Source organism: Glaciecola nitratireducens FR1064 (assembly GCF_000226565.1).
In the GTDB taxonomy this organism is placed as follows: domain Bacteria; phylum Pseudomonadota; class Gammaproteobacteria; order Enterobacterales; family Alteromonadaceae; genus Glaciecola; species Glaciecola nitratireducens.
This window is the reverse complement of the sequence record NC_016041.1, coordinates 2,496,608-2,518,451: the sequence shown is the minus strand read 5'-3', so window position 1 is coordinate 2,518,451 and position 21,844 is coordinate 2,496,608. Positions and strand designations below refer to the sequence as shown.

Below are 21,844 nucleotides of genomic sequence, written 5' to 3'. Positions count from 1 at the left end.
TGTTAACAGATAAATGACGCCAGCAGACTTATTTTTAGACAAAAAAAACCCGAACATTCGAAAAGAAGTTCGGGTTAATAGGGATCCAGCAGAAAAACTGGTTAATTCACATGTACCAGTAAGAGTAGGCTAACATGCGAAAGTTCATTTTTTTTAAAATCAAATCCTTAAAATCGTTTTTTGTGGCTATTTTTGTCCTACTTTCGAGTGCTTGTGCGACGCAGCCGCCCACTGAAAAAGAAAATATTTGCGACATTTTTTATGAAAAACGTGACTGGTTTCACGCTGCAGCAGATGTTCGTGAAAAATGGGGAGTTCCGATCCACGTTCCCATGGCAATGATGTATCAAGAAAGCTCGTTTCGCCACGACGCGCTACCTCCTCGTGACTATATTCTATTCGGCCTCATACCTTGGGGAAGAGTTAGCTCAGCATATGGTTATTCGCAAGCCAAAACCATGACTTGGGATGACTACAAAAGAGAAACAGGGCGGATGTTTGCCAGCAGAGAAGACTTCGACGATGCCATCGATTTTATGGGTTGGTTCATTACCAAAACACATCAAATAAATAAAATTTCAAAGTGGGACGCAAATGCCCAGTACCTCAATTATCACGAAGGGTGGGGAGGTTATAAACGTAAATCTTACCGCAAAAAAAAATGGCTGGTTGGAGTAGCGCAAAAAGTGAACTCACGCTCATTACGCTATGCAGCGCAATTAAAAACTTGTGAAGCCGATCTAAATAAAAACTGGTTTATGCGACTGATAACGTAAAAACTTGATCTAACGCAATCAATTCTGCCAGACTGCTAAAAACGAGGTTCAAATATTGATCTCGATCAGATGTACTCTGCCAATCCTAGACTATCATTCATTCATAAATACTGGTTTATAGACTCATATCTATAAATACACTGCTATAAATATTAACTTGTGAGGTTATTTATGTTTTCTATGATATTCGGCGACGCAGTAGTTTGGGGTTCACTTCTTGGCATTTTAGTGATGATAATCATGAGCTCATATTTTGCGTATATGTTCATACACAATAGTTCACCAGATGAACACAAGTAGCAGGTTTAATCGTATTTTTTGTGTTCTTCATTTTGTTTTATCAGCACAAGCACTGCGCTATTCCCACCCCATTCCAAGGTGGCTTGGTGAAACCCAATCACATAGGGGTGTTGTACTAGCCAACTAGGTACTTTGCGTTTTAGTGTGCCGGTGCCAATACCGTGCATGATACAAACACAAGGGTAGTGTTTTCGATGCGCCACAAATAATAATGCCGCAATTTCATTTTTTGCGGCTTCTGCCGTCATTCCGTGCAGGTCTAAAAGCAGTTCAGGTGCAATTTCACCATTTCTAAGCTGCTTGACTCGATCGGTGCGTTCCCCTTCTGCAACATACTTTAATGGACCGTTGTTTGAAAAACTTGCTTCAAATCCATCCGAAAACTCAAACATTGCGTTAGCTTTTTTTTCGGTTGCATTGCTTGAATATTGACGCTGCTTCAATTTAAGCAATCTATCTTTGCGAGACAATTCATGACGATCATGTTTGACGGGTTTTACACCATCAAAAAGACTTGCAAAGGAAATGTCTTCTTCCGAGCTGTCAAGGTTGGTTAAATTTGAAGTTTTTTTCTTCATAAAGGCAGATAACAAGCGAATTTGATTGAATTTTTGCGTATTATATCAGGATTGGCTTGATATTGAGTCAGTAATATCACTTTCTCATCTAAGGATCCCGTGAATATACAACAACCATCTCATCCGCCAGAACTAGTCACTGTACTCGACTGGATCCGTTATTCTATTTCTGCTTTTTATCAAGCAGGCGTTTTTTTCGGTCATGGCACCGATAATGAATGGGATGAAGCATCCAGCTTAGTCTTTCAAGCATTAAATTTACCCCTGGATATGCCTATAGTTCGTCAACAGGCTCTATATCAGGCACGTGTAACAGAATCAGAAAAACAGTTGATGGCAGATTGGCTGCAGCAGCGCGTTGAATTACAAAAACCATTGCCGTACATAACCCATCAAGCTTGGTTTGCCGGTATGCCGTTCTACGTTGATGAGCGTGTATTAATTCCACGCTCTCCATTTGCTGAATTAATATTGCAACATTTCAAGCCATACTTAGACACTGAACCGACAAAGATACTTGATTTGTGCACTGGTGGTGGTTGTATTGCAATCGCTCTAGCAACTCAATTTCCTGAGGCTATGGTTGATGCTGCAGATATCGACACCGATGCGCTTGATGTTGCCTCAATGAATATTCACGAATACCAATTGGAAGAGCAGGTCATTCCCTTAGCGTCTGATTTATTCGAGGGCTTAGAAGGTTTGCAATACGATCTTATCGTGTCAAATCCACCCTATGTTGATGCAAATGATATGGCTGATCTTCCTGATGAGTTCCATCATGAGCCTGAGCACGCTTTGGCTGCCGGAGAAGATGGTTTAGACCTTGTTGAAATCATGCTGCAGCAAGCTCCCGATTATATGAATGACGGCGCATGGTTGTTTGTTGAAGTAGGCAACAGTGAATTGCACGTTGCTGTTCGCTTTCCAGGCCTCGATGTTGACTGGTGCGAGTTATCTCAGGGTGGTAGCGGAATTTTTGCCGTTCAAAAAGAAACACTGATGAAGTATTGGTCAAATATCAATTAAATGTAAGGAAAGAACAGCATGTCTGGGAACACAATAGGTAAATTATTTACCGTGACAACCTTTGGAGAAAGTCATGGTATTGCCATCGGTGGTGTGGTTGATGGATGCCCTCCGGGACTAGAACTCACCGAAGAAGACTTGCAGGGTGATTTGGATCGCCGTAAGCCCGGTACTTCAAAATATACAACTGCACGCCGAGAAGATGACGAAGTTAAAATACTGAGTGGTGTATTTGAAGGTAAATCGACCGGCACGAGTATTGGTTTACTGATAAACAACAAAGACCAGCGAAGCCAGGATTATTCTAAAATCAAAGATTCTTTTCGCCCCGGTCATGCCGATTATACTTATCAGCAAAAATTTGGTTTTAGAGACTATCGTGGTGGGGGTCGTTCTTCTGCTAGAGAAACTGCTGTGCGCGTTGCTGCAGGTGGTATTGCTAAAAAATACCTTAAACAACAGTACGGCATAGAAGTACGCGGTTACATAAGTCAGCTAGGTCCAATCAAGGTAGATAAAGTGGATCATAGTGTGACTAACACGAACCCCTTTTTCTGTCCTGATGACACGAAGCTAGAGGCACTAGATGCCTACATGCGCGACCTAAAGAAAGAAGGCAACTCAATTGGAGCGCAGGTTAGTGTGAGCGCAACTAACGTGCCTGTAGGATTAGGCGAACCTGTGTTCGACCGACTTGATGCAGATATTGCACACGCCATGATGGGCATCAATGCTGTCAAAGGCGTTGAGATTGGCGATGGCTTTGACGTTGTTAATCAAAAAGGTACGGAACATCGCGATGAAATGTCTCCTGAAGGTTTTCATACGAACCATGCGGGTGGCATATTAGGCGGCATTTCCAGTGGACAAGAAATTATAGTACACATGGCTTTAAAACCGACGTCAAGCATTAGCATTTCAGGTGAATCTGTCGATGTTAACGGTAAACCTGCGGATGTCATCACTAAAGGTCGTCATGATCCTTGCGTTGGTATTCGCGCTGTACCTATCGCTGAAGCGATGTTGGCGATTGTTTTGATGGATCATTTGCTTAGGCATCGTGCGCAAAACAGTCTGGTTCAATCAATCACACCGGTGATACCAGCGCAACGCTAGGCTGCAGTGTAAGCTTCACAATCTCGATGATTAATAGAAGCACTATTTACTAGGTGGTTTGGTTCACTGCGCACCACTATGAATGAAAAGGATTAGGCTTTGCTATTGTCAGCATTGTTCACGACGAAAAGTAAGGCGGCTATTTCTAGCCCCACTAATTTGGGGCTTATTTCACTTACCTACTTTTTTTATTTCGGACAGCTAGGCGTAATTACGCCTTACGCAGGTGTTTTTCTTGATGGACGAGGTTTCAGTTCACAAGAGATTGGTAGCTTACTTGCCATCATTACATTAACTCGAGTACTTGGGCCTAATTTATGGGCGGCGATTGCCGACAAAACTGGGCGTGGTGCGGATATAGTCCGTTTTGGTTGTTTACTCGCTTTTGTTACCTTTACTGCGGTCTACTTCTCTTACAGTTTCTGGGCTTTGACGTTTAGTTTCGGGATGATGATGATGTTTTGGACGGCCGTGCTTCCTCAACTCGAAGTGATTACGGTAAGTGCTAGCAAAGACAGTAAGGGCGGATATGGCGCCGTGCGTTTATGGGGAAGTATCGGTTTCATAGTATTGAGTCTACTCATTGGTTTTCTACTCGATTTTTTCTCAACAGAAGTCATTATTTACACTTCCAGTTTCTGTTTGCTAGCGCTATATATCAGTTCACTCTTCATTGCATCTCCTCTAGCAGTGCCAAAGCACGAGCGAGTGGTGGTTAACGAATGGCATAAAGTACGCAGTTTAGTTTTTATCGTCTTTATTATCTCCGCTATATTTTTACAAATTAGCTTTGGTTCCTACTACAGCTTTTTTGCGCTTTATATGGCAGATCTAGATTACTCGGGCAAACAAACTGGCTTATTTATTGCCGTTGGCGTGCTGTCTGAAATTGGCATCTTTATCATTGCGTCACGACTTATTGCAAAGTTTGGCGTAAAGTGGATGTTGATTATTTCTATGCTGTTAACCACTGTAAGGTGGCTGACTCTTGCGCTGATACCGGAATCTGCAAGCGCGATTATTTTCAGTCAAACACTGCATGCATTTAGTTTTGGCATGACGCACGCCACGTCAGTGCATTTTTTATATACCTACTTTGCAAGTGGCTTCCAGAGCAGGGCCCAAGCGCTATACGTTAGTATTGCATTTGGTATCGGCGGCGCTTTAGGCAGTTTTATTGCGGGCAATATATGGATGCAGGGCGCGGGCGCCGAAAAAAGCTTTATAATATCTGCAAGCTTTGCTTTTGTTGGTGCTTTCGCATTACTCTTGGTAAGTAGCAAAAAATTCTTTGACAAAAAAACAGCATGACAAATAACATTAAGAAAATAATAAAAAACAAGAGGAGAACGGTTACGTGTCTAAACTAAGGGAAATCGGAAAATTAACGCCACTATTATCAAGGTCACGGTCAGCAAGTTCACTATTAGCAAGCGCATTGCTGTGCTCGCTTGCATCTGTTGCATCTGCTCAGACAGATTCGGGGTCTGATATCGTGATTGCTTCAGTTAGCTATGAACTTGTTGAGCCTGCAAGTAGCCAGTCTGAAGCGAATGCCAGAACAGCATCAGCAGTGAATATCAAGTTAAACGGTTTCAGAAAGATAACGGACACCGCCTCTTATACTAATCAGCCTTATTTCATCAATAGTGACAGTGCGTTAGCTTACACTCAAATGGTAACTGCAAATAGCAGTAGTCAAACTGAAATATTCCTGTATGACTTTGCTACTAGCACTTCAAGAAATTTAAGTAATTCATTAACGAGTGAATACAGTCCGACTCCGACTCCTGATGGTAAGGGGCTGTCCGTGATAAGAGTAAATTCCGAAGGCAAGCAAGAGCTTTGGTATTTACAATTAGATAACGGTGTAGCCAAGCAAAACCTTTTACCAGCGGTTGAGCCTGTTGGATATCATGTTTGGGATGGCCTGTCTGAAGTCCTCTTATTCGTTCTGGGAGAGCCACATACATTGCGCATAGCGAAGATAAATCAGCAAACGGAGCAGGGTAGAGTACTTGATACCAGAATAGGGCCAAGTTTATGGGCAATACCAGATTCTAGTTTGTTTAGTTACAGCAAGCAAGTCGATGACACTACATGGCAGTTAAGATCGGTTGATACTAAGAATAAAACGACTGCTGCATTAGTTAACATGCCTACTGGTAGTTACTATTACGCATGGTCACCAGAAGGTTATGCGGTAACCGCAGTGGAAAATAAACTGTATCAATGGCAATACGCAAGTGGTGCCACCAAATGGACTGAATTTGCCGACGTGAGTGCCGTGTGTTCCGCGGGTATTAGCCGACTCAGCTTTTCACAGCAAGGGAATAAGATTGCGTTAGTGTGCAATCGTCCTGCTGCTGAATAGAATAGGCGACTCATTAGAGAATGGGGCAAGTTTTGACTTTTACGTCGAAGTACAAGTTTCGCATAAAAAAAACCACCATCTTAATCATCAAGTATGGTGGTTTTTGATTTCAGATACTTTATAAAAGTATCTGAAATACGATCCTATAAACAAATACTTATGCGAAGTTGCTTGCAGCAAAATCCCAGTTAGCAAGTGCCCAATATGCTTCCAAGTAATTTGGACGAACATTGCGATAATCGATGTAGTAGGCGTGTTCCCACAAATCACATGTTAGTAGAGGTGTTACACCTTCTTCAGTGATTGGCGTGCCCGCGTTGCTTGTGTTTACGATATCTAGTTTACCGTCAGCTGTTTTTACTAACCAAGTCCAGCTTGAACCGAAGTTATTTACAGCTTTGTCGTTAAAAGCAGCTTTAAAGTCAGCAAATGAACCCCACTTTGCGTTGATCGCGTCGGCAAGTGCGCCAGTAGGTTCGCCGCCGCCATTAGGACTTAGGCTATTCCAATAAAATGTATGATTCCAAATTTGTGCAGCATTGTTGAAAACACCACCATCTGAATTTTTCACTATTTCTTCAAGTGATTTTGTAGCTAAATCAGTCCCTTCAACTAAACCGTTTAACTTAGTAACGTATGTCGCGTGATGCTTACCATAATGAAATTCTAATGTTTCTGCAGAAATGTGTGGTTCCAGTGCATTTTTTTCATAAGGTAGTGCAGGTAATTCAAAAGCCATGTTTTTCTCCGTTTTTGGTCTATTTTTAGGTCCGAAATTGTAGCAAGTATTGACCAGCGGCTGGGATTAACCGTGCTGCTCGTCAAAACCAAACAATTCGTTTTCTATTAACCTAGTGTTCTAACAGTGTTTTCGTTTAATGATTCTTTTCATGCTACATTTATTATTGGGACTATTATAGTAAACCCAAGAAAAATCGCTAAAAAATTTATTTAATCAGTTATAATTAGTTCGAAAGAAAAACAAAAGAAGATCATTTTTTACTGTTTTTTCGTTCTAATAGTCTTAATACGTCGCTATTGGGAACTAGGGGTTGTTTTTTTAAAGATAAGCCGCATATGTGAGAGTAGTCGAGACACGATATAAGCATTTTTCAGATTAAGGTCATTTAATGGAAACGATAGATAAAATTAAAGAACAAATTGCCGAAAACCCAGTATTACTTTACATGAAGGGGTCGCCAAAGCTCCCAAGCTGTGGTTTTTCTGCTCAGACAGTTCAAGCACTGATGAATTGTGGTGAACAATTCGCCTATGTTGATATTTTGCAAAACCCGGACATTCGTAGCGAGCTACCAAAATTTGCTGATTGGCCAACTTTCCCACAACTTTGGGTGAAAGGCGAGTTGATTGGTGGTTGCGATATTATTTTAGAAATGTTCCAACAAGGTGAATTGCAGCCATTGTTAAAAGAAGCGGCTGTTAAGTCAGAAGACTAATCACCGTTAGCGTGTTTAAAGCGCTCGCTGTAGTATCAATAAAAAAAGCCTCAAAATTGAGGCTTTTTTTGTGTCTATTTTTATTTGTTAATAGAGGAGAGCCTAACCAACTTCCTTGAACAAACTATCGTCCATTATTGTGTTATCAATAATTTCTTGGGCTAACTCAACGCACTTTCCGCATTGGCTACCAAGCGTCATCACTTGCTTTAATTCGCGCATATTGCCAACGCCATGTGTTTCCACAGCGCTTTTTATTTGCTTATCAGTAATGCCATAACACATACAAACGAACATCAACAGTCACCTATTTATCAATACGCAAATGATAATAGTTGTTATTTAGATTGATTGCAAGCTTTTTGCGATTAATTCTCAATTAGATTTGGAAGTGGCCAGCCACCTAAATTTTTGTAGCGATTAACGATGAAGCAAAACAAATCTGCAGTACGCTGCGTATCATACAATGCTGAATGAGCTTCACACTGATCGAAGGGGATACCTGCAGCTTGACATGCTTTTATCAGAACCGTTTGTCCCAAAGCTAGTGCTGCTAGGGATGTGGTGTCAAATGATACGAATGGGTGGAATGGGGTCCGCTTAATGTTGTGCCTATTGAGCGCTGCATTCACAAAACCTTGATCAAAAGATGCATTATGAGCCACTATCACAGAGCGCTGACAATCAGCCTCTTTCTGATGTTTTCTGATATGCTGACAAAGGTTTTTGAATACGGTACTTTCGTCCAGAGCACCTCGCAAAGCACAAAACGGGTCGATACCATTGAAGTCTATCGCTGCTTGTTCGATGTTCGCGCCTTCAAACGGCTGCACATGCTCATGAAACGTTGTGTCAGGGACCAAGTCTCCGTTTTCGTCAAGCTTAAGGGTAACAGCTGCTATTTCTAACAGCGCATCTGTACTTGCATTAAAGCCAGCTGTTTCGACGTCAATGATAACAGGGAAATAACCGCGGAATCTGTCTTTTAGTGCCGGTTTAGTTATTGTCATGAAGTAGTTAAAAATCCTAAATTAAAGCATCGTTGAAATTAATGCAGATGAAGAAGAAAAAACGATGCGTAATAGCACTATCAAAAAGCAATTGTTTGAAATGCTTATGACAACTGTTGATGCAACAGTCATTGCCGTAAATGTCATTGCAATTCTAAACATTTTATTAAAATTGTCGATACCTTATCTAAGTTCTCGGAGATTGAATCTACTATGAAAAAATACTTAATCGGCCTGTTTTGTTTACTACCTATTGCTGCATCAGCAAATTTAAGGGAGTACAGCGCATCCGTTGAAAACTCCGAATGGTCTCTTGGCGATCAGACTCGCTTAACTTGTGAACTGAAACATCCCATCCCAGGCTACGGAATGGCGTCGTTTGTAACGGAAGCATCTAAACAGCTTAATTTGGAATTTGTGCTGGATATGTTGCGCTTGCCTAATCGTTACGACACAGCAACTGTTTACTCGGTGCCGCCTAAATGGATGCCTGGTGAACTTCAAAAAACCATTGGAACCATGAGTTTACGTAAACAATATGATGGCGATTTACCCTCCGATTCTGCGTGGGAAATGTTGACTGAGTTAGAAAAAGGTTATTACCCGACCATTTATTACCAAGATTGGAACAATCGCTATGACTCTGTAGCTGTGGCATTAAATTCAAGTAATTTTGACCAATCCTACTTCGCTTTTTCGCAATGTGTTGCAAACTTATTGCCTTATAGTTTTGAGGACATTGCATACACTGTTTTGAGTTATAAAAAGAACAGCGTTGAGCTGACGAATTACTCAAAGCGTCGTTTGGATATGATTGGAGACTACTTAAAAGAGGATATTGCTTTAGAGTTGGTGCTACTAGATGGTTATACAGACAGCTACGGCGGGTCGTGGAATAATGAACAACTTTCTATTCGTCGGGCTAATGAGATCCGGGATTTTTTTGCAGCTCAAGGTGTCGACACAACTCGAATTGAAGTAACGGGGCACGGTGAAAAACGTCATGTGTCTCCTAATGATAATGAGATATCTAGAGCAAAAAATCGACGTGTTATTATTCAGTTGGCGAAATTATAGCAGCAGATACAAATGGCAATAAACGCAGTTTATATGCTTTACATCGCTATTGCGTTATTCGATATTTTATCGACAATTTTTATCACGATATCAGTATGATCGGTGAAAATGCCGTCAACTTTTAGCTTGTCGTACAGCAATTCTACAAGCGCGTCAGAGCTCATATCAAAGGCTAAATCGTCTGCTCTGAATGTATATGGGTGTACGCTTAGTCCTAAGGCTTTAGCGTTTCGCAGTAGCTCAGTTCCAGTCTCAGACTTAGGATTATAAATCTGCGGCAACCACGGGCCTATTCCGCTGGCATAATTAGCGATTATCTCAAGCCCTTTCCTTGATTGCATAAACTGATAGTCAGCGCTGGATTCATTCCAGCTATTATCAGCAATGAGCTGCACAAGCTTAACATTGAGCTTAAATTCGTACTTTAGCCGTTTAAGGCTTTCAGGATTAAAGCATTGGATAAAAATATTAGCGTCGGGACCTGTTAATCCATGCTTCTCGAGCAATTGAACCACCATTTTTGTGATATCTTTTCCCTCAGACAAATGCCACTCAGGCGCTTTTATTTCAGGGTAATAGCCCACGTGTTTACTAAAGATTTTATTTAGATTTTTTATATGGTTTATATGCTGCTCAAAAGAAGCAACCTTAAATGCTTCTCGCCCTGCATAGCGCTTAGGATATACTTGAATTCCAAACTCGTTCTCACGTTCATGCACATGCAATTGCTGAATTTCAGCCCAAGTGAAATCAATCGCATAATATCGGCCATCATCGCGATGGCGGTCGGGGAAAATAGATTCAACGTTAGTGACGGTGTCGATATGGATGTCGTGCAAAACAATAAGCACGTTATCTGCAGTTAACACTATGTCTTGTTCTATGTAGTTTGCACCTTGCATAAAAGCTAGGGTGGCAGCGTCTAATGTGTGTTCTGGCAAATAACCAGAAGCACCCCGATGTGCAATCGTGACGAATGGGGCATTTTCATTCAAGTTTTTAGTATAACTTCTTTGAAATGCGTCTATCGGTAGTGAAAATATAGCTATTAGGATTGAAATGACAGTTTTTGATTTTACATTTAATAAGTTCATTTCAACCCTACTTGATTTAATGTCGCGCTAGCTCTCTTGAATGAGTTCGATGGCATACCCACTCGGGTCTCTGACGAAAGCAATCACGGTTTTGCCGCCTTTCACTGGGCCCGGAGCTCTATAAACATCACCGCCTTTCGCTGTGATATCATCACAGACAGCGTAAATATCGTCTACCCCGATAGCGAGGTGACCGAAGGCCTCTCCGTGCTCATACTCTGTTTTACCCCAATTGTAAGTCAACTCTATGACAGTATTATTATCTTCATTGCCGTAACCTAAAAACGCCAATGTATACTTATACTCTTTATTTTCACTTTGGCGTAATAGCTTCATGCCCAAGGTTTCGGTGTAAAAAGCGATGGATTTTTGCAAGTCACCAACGCGCAACATGGTGTGTAGTAATCTCATTTAATTTCCTTTGTCCGTTAATCCAGCATCGATGTAATCAATTTTTCTTCGATTTTTTCGACGGTCTTACCCATTGCTAGTTTGGTGCGGTTGCTCAGTCTAAAAATATGAGTGTCAACAGCGATGGTCGCCCAACCAAAAAATGTATTATCGCAGTTGATAAAACCAAACATATAATTGTGATGGAGCAGGTTAGTGTTAAAAGCGTCTGTTGGCAAGCTGCTCGTTGAACAATCCTTAATAGCAGTAAGGAGACAGTCGATGAAATTGATTGTATGACTCCTCCGAGCGTTAGGGGTAAGTAGCCTAACATTATCTTCAAGGGCATGGTCACGGTATAGGCGGCCATTGAGCCCGTCGTAAAATGCGCTTGTTTTTGCCACACTAGCCTACAAAGAATTTAAGGAAGAATACTTGCACTGGCATTGCAACAAAGTGAAACATATAAGCGCCATCGACCAGAAACTACGTTACTCTATCAATTGGTTGGACGATATTACCCAGAGTTTACTGCCAACCTAGCGGAGCAAGGCAAGTATTTACCTAAGTATGTTGAGCGTGAGTTTGATGAGTTCTTTCGTTTTGGTCGACTTGAGCACGGCTTTTTGCGCGCAGTATGTGGTGGCTGCAAACATGAGAAGTTAGTCGCGTTTAGCTGCAAACGCAGGGGGGGGGGGGCCCTAGCCAAAACGGGAGCGGTCACACTTATTCAGCGATTTGGTAGTGCGCTTAACTTAAACATCCACTTCTATATGCTTTTTTTTAGAAGGTGCTATTAGCGAAAGTCCATTGGGCGGTGCTACCTTTAGACGCATCAAAGCCCCGTCTCATGATGACACGGTGGAGCTCGTGCATATCATCAGCCAACGTATTGCCAGATATTTGGAGGAAGTTGGTTTGGTAGAGCGGGATATGGAAAACAGTTTTCTTAACTTGCCTGTTGATGATGAAGACAGTCTATTGCATCTGCAAGGTGCTTCAGTTAGCTCCCGCATAGCGATGGGTCCTCAACAAGGCCAGAAAGTATTTACACTGCAAACCTTAACGGCTAGCAGTGAAGGCAAGTATGGCCAGGTATCGAATACAAGTGGCTTTTCTCTACATACAGGCGTTTTTGCCAATGCCGACGAACCAGAGAAATTAGAAAGACTTTGCCGTTACACCAGCCGTCCTGAGATTAGTGAACAGCGTTTAAGTAAGACTGACCATGGAAAAGTACGCTATGAATTGAAAACGCCTTATCGAGACGGTACTAAACATGTATTCTTTGACCCTATCGATTTTATTAGCAAACTAGCCGCTCTCATTCTACCACCAAGGCTCAACCTCCCCCGTTTTTTGGCGTATTCGCGCCTAACGTGAACCCTCGTGCTCAAGTGACAGCATCCCAGCGAGGCAAAAATAGCCCTAAATAGGTAAATGGAAATGAACAATCAGATAAACCTTACCATACGCGAGGGATGACATGGGTTCAGCGCCTAAAAGGGGTATTCAATATTGACATCAAAGAATGCGAAAAATGCGAGAAACACAATGTAAGTGTCATTTCTTGCATCATAGATATCCACATTGTCTAAAAAATACTGGGGCATTTAGATAAAAAGTACTCAACTTCTAAACCAACAACGCTATTACCACCTTTACGTGGGCCACCTTATGAAGCGAACAACTTTACTATTCAACGTGACTTCAATTTTGGGGCATAGACAACAAGCAAACACAATATACTAAGAAATATACAATCTCATGGCAGGACAGCCTGCACTCAACTTCTAATATTGCTGTACCAATGATCTAAAAAGTTCAAAAACTGAAACCTATTACATCGGCAAATACTACCAGAACATCCTCGCAAAAAATATCTACCCACTCTAAAAGCTAGCTGTGACGAAGGGTAGCATATAGCTTAAATTCCACTTATACTCGTGGCAAACTTCAGTTGTAATTCAAGCTTGCCCAAAAACATCTAACGTAAGGGGGTGATGCGTATTTCAGTGCCGATAGAAATATCATCAATGACTATGTCAGGGTTCCAAGACATTAATTCTGATGTTGTCACACCGTAACGTTTAGATAATTGATAGAGTGTTTCGCTTTTTTTAATGATGTGAAATGCGTTTGTAGCGCTTTTAGGCTCTAACGGTAGAGGCAAACTGGATCTTAAAGTTAGAGAAGGTAATGGGTCTTCTTTCATAGCTTGAATTCGCTCACGTTTAGTCAGTAGTATGTATCTACGGGTAAAAGAGTTGTTTGGAAATAAGATACGCAGCTGCTTGCCCAACTCTATCGCCTGTTGGGGTTGGTTAAGAGCAGTATAAACTTCAAATGCAGTCCATAGGGTATGTGCGTTTACGGTACTTTTTACGGTATCATATTTTTCAATTAAGTCTTTTGCCCGAACATATTGTGTAGACTCCACAGCTTCTCTTGCTAGCGCTAAATAAACGGTAGGACTGATCGAGCCAGAAAAATCTAGCTGTTCAAACCAGTATCTGGCTGCTTGCCACTTGTCTTGCTCAAAATAACACTGGCCTATAGTCGTGAGTTGGGTGTTTTTTAAATCTGCAGATATGACAGCTGAATTTATTGAACGCCCATATCCTTCAATGGCTGGCCACATTTTCTCAGTGCAAAAATAATCTAGTAGCACAAATGACACCATAGGTTTCTCAGAAGCAATCTTATTATCCATGGCTAATAGAAATGCTTGTTGAGCGCCTAAACTATCGGCTTGAGCCGCTTTGAGTTCGGACAAGATTAACAAAGTCTGAGTATTATTCTCAGTATGACCTAGACCTTGAAAAAGTTGCTCGGCTTTTTCAATATTGCCAATTAAAAGATAGGCGCGAATATGAGATAAGGTGACTGCTCGGTTAGCCTGTGTATTTGTGATTGTTTGGGGAGTGTGATTGTTGTCACTAACTGATGAACAGCCTAAAAATAATAAACTAGTGGCGATAAAAAGCGAATATCTGTGCAACGGATTATGTCCTTTTGAATATAAGAGTCTACCTTAACTATTTTTGATTCCTTTGGTCAATTTGTTTTGAAGCTAGAGTGGAATAAGAGGCAATAATCTTCCGTTTCTTGCAGTGAAAGAGGATTTTTTTGCCATACTTATTGGCATCAACACTAGTGTTAGTGGTGGGTTATTCTTGGCTCAAAAATTGCTGAGGTATATTACGTTTTTTTATTTTTGGGTAGTGAGATGAGATTGGTTGCAAAATATTGTTATATTATTTGTGTGTGTATCACTTTGTCTGCTTGTTCGATGTTTGAAGCAGATCAAAGTAGACGATTATGTGCAGACGACAATGGCAATTTTAACACTTGCCAAGAGTTGCCACAAAACGTCATTAATCAAACGGAAAATCCAAGCGCTACGCCGAGCATACATTTTGTTCAATTAAATGAATACACTCAGCAATTAGCCAGAGAATTAAAAGCGGATTTACCTATTCAAGGCTTAAATAGTGCCATTCTTGTCAGACCATTTGAATATGGCGGGCAAACTAATAAACAAAGTAGCGCATTAAGCGAACAATTGGCAGAGTATTTAGCAGGTGATTTAAGGGACCTAGGCATAATAACCAGCGATATAAGCTTGAATAATAATTTATATCGCACTGAAGCAGGTGAAATAGAATACTCCGATGAGCAGCATGCATCACTGGAAGAGTTTGGCACAGGTTATGTGATGGTGGGTAAAATGATGAAAAATCAACATGGCATTATACTCAGTGTCAAAGTAGTCGAACTAAAGAACGGCCGTTTAGTGGCATCTGGAAATAAGTTTCTTCCAAATATGATTTTGAAAAATGTTTAATTTTAGACCAAAGGTTATCTAAACATCTGTTCAGGCAATCACTCTGATGACAATTAAATGCTTATCTTTGTGTTAACTCTTTCGAGTCTATGGTTTTTTATAAAAAAAAACTAACTTAAGTGAATTGTTGGTCGATATAAAAATGTAAGTAAATTTTAAGTCATTTTAGGTCCTTTGTTCAGACGTTAATTCATGATTAAAATTTAGTTAAGGTTTTTACAAACGGATTTCCTAAAGTTTATGGATGATTAGCCGTTAGAGTATAGAGGTATGAACTGTTATACCCTGACTTAGAGACCGTAATTGATTAGTGAAAGCAAGTACTTTACCTTCTGATCAATTAACATAACTTAATAACTAGGAGTGTTGCTATGCAACCAAATAAAACAAAACTGGCGCTTCAAATCGGGGCTGTTGTATTGGGAGCATTATGCGCTTCTAATTCTTATGCTGATCCCTTCCAAGCCCAAGTAAGCACTTTAGACGATGTATCTATATTAACAGTAACTGCTTTGGATTTTGGTGAAAATATCACCACTACCGCTAGTGGAGAGTGCACCATGGATGCAGATCAACCAGCAAATACAGATGTACTTACAGATGCCAACGTCACTGCGACCACCTATGGCGTATTGACAGGCACCAACTGCGTAGGCGGCGGTGCAGCAATAGGTACCCCTGGTGTATATAGTGTGACCGGTATCGGTGGCTTGGATGTCAACTTAACAGTTACAACTTTAACTCAGTCTGATGACTTTACTTTTGCTCCCCAGGGCTGTGGTGTTGTTCATGATAATGCTGGTACTGATGGTGACGTATGTAATGCATATACTCTTGGTGCGCCGTTAACCATGACGTTGGCCAATGCTACTGATAATGGAGCATCATCAGCTAACCTAGCTCACTTCACTGTTGGCGGTACTATAACAGTTGGCGCAACCGGATTATCGTCTGACACAAACTATCCAGTAACGTTTAACGTTGACGTGGTTTATTAGAAGCTATCGTTAACTGAAAACGATTCAAAAAGAAATTTGGAGATTATTATGAAATTTACTCGATTAGTTACTGTCTTGTTAGCAATACCTATGTGTACTTCGGTTATGGCGGCAAACGAAAATTTAACTGGTACATTTAAGACCATTAAAAATGTCACCATTACAGAAGTAGCGGGCGTGCAGATGACTGGCCTTTATTTGGCAAGTGCTTCTACCTGTACTATGACACAACCAACGGTTAGCGTTAATTTTCCTGGCGAAACTGTTATGAAGATGTCTAATGCCACTGCTACACTAGGCCCAAGTACCAACTATGGTGTAACTCCCGCTGGAGCTTCGTGCGCTGGAACCAATGGCGTACCTGGTGTGTACGAAATTGAAGGCTCAGAAGGTGCTGATGTGACTGTAACTTTGACTTCAGGTACAACTAGTGGCATTACTTTTGCACCCGTAGGTTGTGTTGGTGATTACGACGGCAGCCCGGATGGTGATGTATGTACAGCCGTAGCGAATGGTGGTGTTGGTCAGCAATTTACCCTTGCGGCAACCGGCGACCAAACTGTCAGTGCTGGTAACGGAGTACCTGTAGCAGGCTTTTCTTACCTAGCGATTGGTGGTCAGGCAACAGCAGGCATTGGTCTGGCGGCGGCAACTGATTATTTGATTGATTTTGACATATCTGTTACTTATTAATATGTAAAAATCAACCTTGTGGTATAGTTGAAAGTCATTGTAATCGCTTGATTATAATGACTTTTTTTTAGGAGAATAAAGTGAAATTATCGAAGTTTATCAATGTAACAGTGACCACAGCGTTAATCGGGCTAGTGGCAAGTAGCGCTCAAGCAATCAGCTTATCTACCTATCGTGTATACCTAGATAATGATAATAATACGGCCTCATTTGTGATGTTTAATAAAGGAGGAGTGCCAGAAACTTGCAGTCTTTCTTTGGTGCATAACAACTTTAGTGAAGATGGTAAAATGCTGCCCCAAGATGGCAATGAATTGCCAGATAATTCAGCAGAGCCTTGGATGCGGTATTCTCCTAGAAGCTTTACCGTTGCGCCCAGAAGCCCTCAAACTGTTAGGTTCACAATAAGACGTAAGTCGAATACGACGCCAGCAGAATATCGCTCTTACTTAAGAGTGTCCTGTGACAAAGTGGAAGAGCCAATCAATTCTACTGTGACTAATAGCAATAACAATTCAGCTAAATTAACGGTTCAGCCACGAATAGTACAAAATGTTCCTGTGATTGTAAGAACTGGCAAGCTTGATGCATCATTAAAATTTGACGATTTTAATGTCGCCGACGGTAAAGTAAGTTTTAGTATTAGCAGAGAAGGTGGACGCTCGGTATATGGCAAACTAGAAGCAATCGATAAAAGTAATAACGAAATGATTACTTTTAGAAGCAATGTTTCTATTTACCCCGAGGTTAAAAAGGTTATGTACTCTCTTGACATTAATGACATGCCCGCAGATCAAGTAGCCATAAGGTTTACTGAAGATACCAAATATGGTGGCAGCATTACACACCAGCAAGATGTAAGGTAGCGCTAATACTATTCACTGTTAGTTTATTATCTAACAGATATTTTACCCTGGATCAATAAACTCACGGGTGAAACACAAACTAATATGTTAAAAAAATTACAACGCTGGTTATTGCTTTTAGTTTTGTTGCCCGTACCTGCATTAGCAGAGCGCCTAGTGCAGGTAGAACTGAGTGATGATGAGTATCTTTTAGTTGACGTAGTACTTAACAATAACATAATAGCGCGGTCTATTGATCTTCACCAAGTTGAAGGTAAAAGACTGATTGCCATAGAGCCGATTTTAGATGCACTCAAAGTGCGTTATTTGTTGTCCGGCCCACGTTTAACAGTATGGCATCAAAACAGCATAGTTGAATTTGAGTTACTAGGGGCAGAATCTGATAATGCTACAAACCTAGGCTCTGTTTGGGCAACTGATGGCTTTTACATGTTTGTTCAAACTCAAGTGTTTGAACAATTATTTTCAACTCAATTAAACTTTAATTCTCAGCAACTCAAAGTAGAAATCACCACCGGGCGCGATAACGCCATATTTCCTATTCAAGTGTTATCAAAACAAGCGCAAAATAGGGCGCTAGACAGGCTGACTGAAGGGTACACTGCGCCCACACGCGAGCAAATACCCATTACCATAGATGATCAGTACCGAGCTTTTACCGTTCCTCATGGACGCATCAATATAGCGGCTGAACAAAGTGACGAAGGTTCGGGCTTTAACTCATCGCTGCAACTGACGTCTGATCTTTTATATCATTCTGCGCAACTCACACTAACAGATTCTAAAAATGCAGAGCTGCAAGCTAGGTTACAATTAAGCCGCTATAAAACCAGTCCTGATGACTATATTCTAGGCTTATATGACCAATATCAGTTTGGCGATATTAGCAGCCGCACTAACAATTTAACCTCAGGTACACAAGCTGGTGTAGGCATCATATTTGAGCGCCGCGAAGAGAGCTTTAGGGATAGCAACCAATTTATTACCTTAAAAGAGACCGCACCGCCAGGTTGGGAAGCAGAGTTGTTTCGTAATCAAGTTTTTCTCCAAGCGACCACCGTTCCGGACGATGGCTTACTGATTTTTGATGATGTTGAAGTGACCTATGGTAGTAATCAATATGTGATTAAGCTTTATGGACCTTTTGGTGAAAAAGATGTGATCAATAAAAGTTACAACTTAGTTGAAAACGCGTTATCTAAGGGCCAAACAGCACATACTGTTTATGCATTGGATAGAAAGCACAGATTAATAAATGATCAAAGTGATGAAGATTATGAGCCGACCGATTTTGGTGGCACCTTCGATTATGGAGTGTCAGATAATTGGCAGATCGGTGTTGGTTATGCAGGACTCGTTGGAGATCAACGGGTTTACAGCTTAAGTAATGCTGTGTCCTTGCCTGGTATGTTACTTGAAAATGACATTTCTGTTGATCAAGATGGCAACTATGCGCAACTAACATCAATTCAAGGTAGTGCATTTGGTAATGATAGATATAACATTAATTTTGAATCAGGTAGTGATTTTACAAGTGATAGGTTGAGCTTGATTGGTGACAGTATTGCGCTGGACGGTGCTTATTATTTTAATACAGATTATATGGGCGTTACTTTTGGTGGAGATTATCGAAAAGATGATTTAGCTGAAAGCTATCGTATTAGTAATAGAATATCCGGTAGTTGGGGCCGCTTATTGTTGCGTCACAGTTTAACCTATGCCAAAAATATCAGTCTGATAGGTAATATGTTAGAAACTGAAAATTTACTAGGTTCAGTGGGCGTTAGCGGTTCTTTACCTTATAATTTCAGGGTCAGCGCCAACATCAACTATGACCCTGATGCCAGTGATATTATTCAAGACAGTTCCTCCTTAGTTATTCAAAAAAATCTAGTGGACCCTTGGGACACAACCCATTATTTGACTTTAAATTACCTCCCTATAGCAAGCGGAGAGAGAGACAACTGGAGGCTTTCCCATCGGGCATCTTGGCGTACAGGTGACTTTCAACTCAACTTGGCTAGTCAGATTGGTGACAATGGAAGGTGGAGCATTCAACTTGGCTTGCAAATGTTCCTTGGATACGATTATCGAAACAATCGTGTGACCTTAAGTCAGCGGTTATTGCCCAATACCGCATCCCTTGATGTGCACGCTTACTTAGATAGGCAAATTAATGGTATCCCCGATCCCCTTGACTATGATTTGTCTGGGGTGGAATTTAGTGGCAATCCAGAATGGGGTGGCGTGACCACTGGCGAGGGCGGACGGGCTATTTTACCCGGCGTTTATCCTAATTCGCCCTTCAGGTTTGCTGCAAAGTGGAAGCAAGGTAGTAGCACAATTAATAATGATTATGTGGTGTTTTCACACCCAGGAGCTTATATCGATGTCAACATGCCGTTTATCTTATCTACTGAGCTGCTCGGCTTTGTGTTAAGAACCAATAGTGGTCAAGAAATTGGCTTACAGAACGCTGTTGTTGAGCTTTATGATGATAACAATCAAAAATTAAGATCCAAAGAAACAGACATCGATGGTTACTATGAGTTTTTAGGTCTAGCACCTGGCCAGTATAGAGTTGAAATTAACAAACAAACCCTTACAGAAAAAGGTTATACGGGGAATGTGGTTGGCTTTAATGTGATTACTGGCGGTAAGGGCGGATACGCAGAGTTACCCGCCTTGATCCTAAGACGGATAGGGGATGATAAGTCCCTGGATCTTGAACAAATAGAGGACATTGCTTTAGACAAAGAAAGCTCAGAAGCTACTGTATGGGATCCTGAAGAAAAAGTTAGAAGAAACTATTTTACTTTGCCAACCAAAAATAAGGTGGTGGCCAAGCATAGTTTAGATGAAGACAAATTAGCTGAATTAACAGAGTTAGAACAAAAGGCAGAACTAAAGGCAGACTTTACCAATGTTAGTAGTGCAGCAGCTGAAAAATTTGCTTTTCTAAATAAGAGTGAGTCAAATTTGCCCTCAGTGTCTATTCTTGAGCCTCACCTTAATGATAACAAGGTTACTGTATTCAAAGCTCAACAAATAATGGGCGCTAAATCCCAAATTCAAACATCTTCAAAGGATGTGAAGGGTGGATTCGTGATTCAACTTGGGGTGTATAAAGATCTTGTAAACGCTCAAGATTTAATTAACAGGTTGGCATCGGAAGCTTTACCTAAGAATCAATTCACTTTGTCTTCCGATAAAGGCATGACTCGCGTTTTATTTGGAAGCTTTCTTTCCATGGCCTCTGGGTTAGAGTTTGCTAATAAATTTATCGGTAATCAACAAGCCTATTTGGTCAAAGCAAGTGTGCTCTCCTCTGGTGAAAGTGAAAGTGAATCCGTTGAAACATCCAATAAACCTTGGGTTATACAACTATATGCAGCAAGTACAGAGGCAATAGAGCCAGCTATTATTAATCAGTTTACTGCAATCGAAAACCTCAACCTTGGGCAAAAACGCAGTGATAATGGTAACATAGTATATTGTATTATCAGCTCTGGCTTGACTACTAAAGCGGCAGCACAAAAGGTTTTACAAAACTCAGGCTACAATGGTTGGGTAGTGAATGCTGGCGCTTTTGAAAATGTTCGGGAATTAAAAAGGCAATGATTTTTTTATTCTCTAGAGTCTACATTTTAGTTTGTTTGAAAGCAGGATTATGTAAGGTAGAAGCGAAATGTTAAATAAAATAGCGGTTTATTGTATTGGTACCTTGGCGTTGATATTCAGTGCTGCTGGCTACACCATCACACCCACTTTTAATATTGTACAAACTATAAAATTTGGCACAGTTTTGCCTGCTACTGGTAGTTGTTTAATGCACCCTGAGACTGCAGAATTATTTGCTTTTCAAGGCGAGTTTATTTGCGCTATTAGCGAATCAGCTCAGAATGGGATCTACACGATAATTGCCAACCCCAATAAAGATATTGAAATAAAAGTTACTCCTAGTTTAGACGATGGCGCGGGCATCATGTTCAACCCGCGCGTACAATTAGAAAGTGATACTGAGCGCAAATATATTTTGAACAATAATAATTTTGTGATTATCGATAGTGGTGATTCAGGAATAGTGAATCTTTTTTTAGGTGGGGAGCTGAGTATTTCTGAAATTTTTGCCTTTGACCAAACTATCAGTTTCAACTTTGTTGATGCGATTGAATGGAATGAAATTAACTAATGTGTTTTTGTAAAAGTGATCCTAATTTAGAGTTCAAGTACAGCATA

The 21,844-nt window shown here is 40.8% G+C and carries 21 protein-coding genes and 2 pseudogenes; 15 read left to right on the top strand and 8 right to left on the bottom strand.

The genetic code is table 11. The features are described from left to right. Window positions 1-134 precede the first annotated feature (134 nt). A complete protein-coding gene (locus GNIT_RS10845; RefSeq protein ID WP_014109250.1) occupies window positions 135-776 on the top strand; it encodes a transglycosylase SLT domain-containing protein in 642 nt (213 codons plus the stop codon). A gap of 171 nt (window positions 777-947) precedes the next feature. Further along, entirely contained in the window at window positions 948-1,076 is a 129-nt protein-coding gene (locus GNIT_RS17910) for a DUF3149 domain-containing protein (RefSeq protein ID WP_083822439.1), read from the top strand. Window positions 1,077-1,081: 5 nt separating this feature from the next. Here GNIT_RS17910 and smrB read toward each other — a convergent pair whose 3' ends face one another. Continuing rightward, complete coding sequence (gene smrB / locus GNIT_RS10840; RefSeq protein ID WP_014109249.1) at window positions 1,082-1,654, bottom strand: endonuclease SmrB; 573 nt, start codon at window positions 1,652-1,654, stop codon at window positions 1,082-1,084. 99 nt (window positions 1,655-1,753) lie between these two features. On the opposite strand from smrB, the gene prmB reads away from it, so the two are divergent. The 4 genes from prmB to GNIT_RS10820 all read left to right on the top strand — a co-directional run bounded on the left by prmB (window position 1,754) and on the right by GNIT_RS10820 (window position 6,173). Beyond that, entirely contained in the window at window positions 1,754-2,683 is a 930-nt protein-coding gene (gene prmB / locus GNIT_RS10835) for a 50S ribosomal protein L3 N(5)-glutamine methyltransferase (protein WP_014109248.1), read from the top strand. Between the two features lie 18 nt (window positions 2,684-2,701). Then, the gene (gene aroC, locus GNIT_RS10830) at window positions 2,702-3,799 is read left to right on the top strand and encodes a chorismate synthase (RefSeq protein WP_014109247.1); all 1,098 of its coding nucleotides are present in this window, start codon (window positions 2,702-2,704) and stop codon (window positions 3,797-3,799) included. Window positions 3,800-3,898: 99 nt separating this feature from the next. Continuing rightward, a complete protein-coding gene (locus tag GNIT_RS10825; RefSeq protein WP_014109246.1) occupies window positions 3,899-5,110 on the top strand; it encodes an MFS transporter in 1,212 nt (403 codons plus the stop codon). Window positions 5,111-5,156: 46 nt separating this feature from the next. Next, window positions 5,157-6,173, top strand: a complete 1,017-nt coding sequence (locus GNIT_RS10820) for a TolB family protein (RefSeq protein ID WP_014109245.1) — start codon at window positions 5,157-5,159, stop codon at window positions 6,171-6,173. A 157-nt stretch (window positions 6,174-6,330) separates the two neighbouring features. Here GNIT_RS10820 and GNIT_RS10815 read toward each other — a convergent pair whose 3' ends face one another. Next, window positions 6,331-6,912, bottom strand: a complete 582-nt coding sequence (locus GNIT_RS10815; RefSeq protein WP_014109244.1) for a Fe-Mn family superoxide dismutase — start codon at window positions 6,910-6,912, stop codon at window positions 6,331-6,333. Between the two features lie 391 nt (window positions 6,913-7,303). Between GNIT_RS10815 and GNIT_RS10810 the strand changes: the two genes are divergently transcribed. Further along, window positions 7,304-7,630: a Grx4 family monothiol glutaredoxin gene (locus GNIT_RS10810; protein ID WP_014109243.1), complete on the top strand. Its 327-nt coding sequence runs from the start codon at window positions 7,304-7,306 to the stop codon at window positions 7,628-7,630. A gap of 102 nt (window positions 7,631-7,732) precedes the next feature. On the opposite strand, the gene GNIT_RS10805 is transcribed toward GNIT_RS10810, so the two are convergent. Both GNIT_RS10805 and rnt read right to left on the bottom strand, forming a co-directional pair. Further along, window positions 7,733-7,927, bottom strand: coding sequence for a bacterioferritin-associated ferredoxin (locus tag GNIT_RS10805; RefSeq protein ID WP_014109242.1), 195 nt, complete (start codon window positions 7,925-7,927; stop codon window positions 7,733-7,735). A gap of 71 nt (window positions 7,928-7,998) precedes the next feature. Beyond that, window positions 7,999-8,640, bottom strand: coding sequence for a ribonuclease T (gene rnt, locus GNIT_RS10800; protein ID WP_014109241.1), 642 nt, complete (start codon window positions 8,638-8,640; stop codon window positions 7,999-8,001). 213 nt (window positions 8,641-8,853) lie between these two features. Here rnt and GNIT_RS10795 point away from each other — a divergent pair, with 213 nt between their 5' ends. Continuing rightward, entirely contained in the window at window positions 8,854-9,717 is an 864-nt protein-coding gene (locus GNIT_RS10795; RefSeq protein WP_014109240.1) for a flagellar protein MotY, read from the top strand. Window positions 9,718-9,755: 38 nt separating this feature from the next. Here the strand turns inward: GNIT_RS10795 and glpQ are convergent, their stop codons facing one another. From glpQ to GNIT_RS10780, 3 genes and pseudogenes are all read right to left on the bottom strand, one after another. Further along, window positions 9,756-10,811: a glycerophosphodiester phosphodiesterase gene (gene glpQ, locus GNIT_RS10790; protein WP_014109239.1), complete on the bottom strand. Its 1,056-nt coding sequence runs from the start codon at window positions 10,809-10,811 to the stop codon at window positions 9,756-9,758. A gap of 27 nt (window positions 10,812-10,838) precedes the next feature. Continuing rightward, window positions 10,839-11,222 (bottom strand): lactoylglutathione lyase, encoded by a 384-nt coding sequence (gloA, locus tag GNIT_RS10785; RefSeq protein WP_014109238.1) that lies wholly within the window; start codon window positions 11,220-11,222, stop codon window positions 10,839-10,841. Between the two features lie 35 nt (window positions 11,223-11,257). After that, window positions 11,258-11,371, bottom strand: a pseudogene (locus GNIT_RS10780) (endonuclease III); the annotation flags it as partial. A gap of 270 nt (window positions 11,372-11,641) precedes the next feature. On the opposite strand from GNIT_RS10780, the pseudogene GNIT_RS18550 reads away from it, so the two are divergent. Further along, window positions 11,642-12,928, top strand: a pseudogene (locus GNIT_RS18550) (transposase). Window positions 12,929-13,188: 260 nt separating this feature from the next. On the opposite strand, the gene GNIT_RS18395 reads toward GNIT_RS18550, so the two are convergent. Next, window positions 13,189-14,202: a LysM peptidoglycan-binding domain-containing protein gene (locus GNIT_RS18395; RefSeq protein WP_014109235.1), complete on the bottom strand. Its 1,014-nt coding sequence runs from the start codon at window positions 14,200-14,202 to the stop codon at window positions 13,189-13,191. A 291-nt stretch (window positions 14,203-14,493) separates the two neighbouring features. On the opposite strand from GNIT_RS18395, the gene GNIT_RS10760 reads away from it, so the two are divergent. From GNIT_RS10760 to GNIT_RS10735, 6 genes are all read left to right on the top strand, one after another. Next, a complete protein-coding gene (locus tag GNIT_RS10760; protein WP_014109234.1) occupies window positions 14,494-15,048 on the top strand; it encodes a FlgO family outer membrane protein in 555 nt (184 codons plus the stop codon). Window positions 15,049-15,419: 371 nt separating this feature from the next. Further along, entirely contained in the window at window positions 15,420-16,046 is a 627-nt protein-coding gene (locus GNIT_RS10755) for a hypothetical protein (protein ID WP_014109233.1), read from the top strand. Between the two features lie 48 nt (window positions 16,047-16,094). Then, the gene (locus tag GNIT_RS10750; protein WP_014109232.1) at window positions 16,095-16,739 is read left to right on the top strand and encodes a hypothetical protein; all 645 of its coding nucleotides are present in this window, start codon (window positions 16,095-16,097) and stop codon (window positions 16,737-16,739) included. A gap of 80 nt (window positions 16,740-16,819) precedes the next feature. Further along, entirely contained in the window at window positions 16,820-17,605 is a 786-nt protein-coding gene (locus GNIT_RS10745; protein WP_014109231.1) for a fimbrial biogenesis chaperone, read from the top strand. Window positions 17,606-17,689: 84 nt separating this feature from the next. After that, on the top strand, window positions 17,690-21,226 hold the full coding sequence (locus GNIT_RS10740) for an SdrD B-like domain-containing protein (RefSeq protein ID WP_014109230.1): 3,537 nt from the start codon (window positions 17,690-17,692) through the stop codon (window positions 21,224-21,226). A 67-nt stretch (window positions 21,227-21,293) separates the two neighbouring features. Further along, entirely contained in the window at window positions 21,294-21,797 is a 504-nt protein-coding gene (locus GNIT_RS10735; RefSeq protein ID WP_014109229.1) for a hypothetical protein, read from the top strand. The last annotated feature ends 47 nt before the right edge of the window (window positions 21,798-21,844 follow it).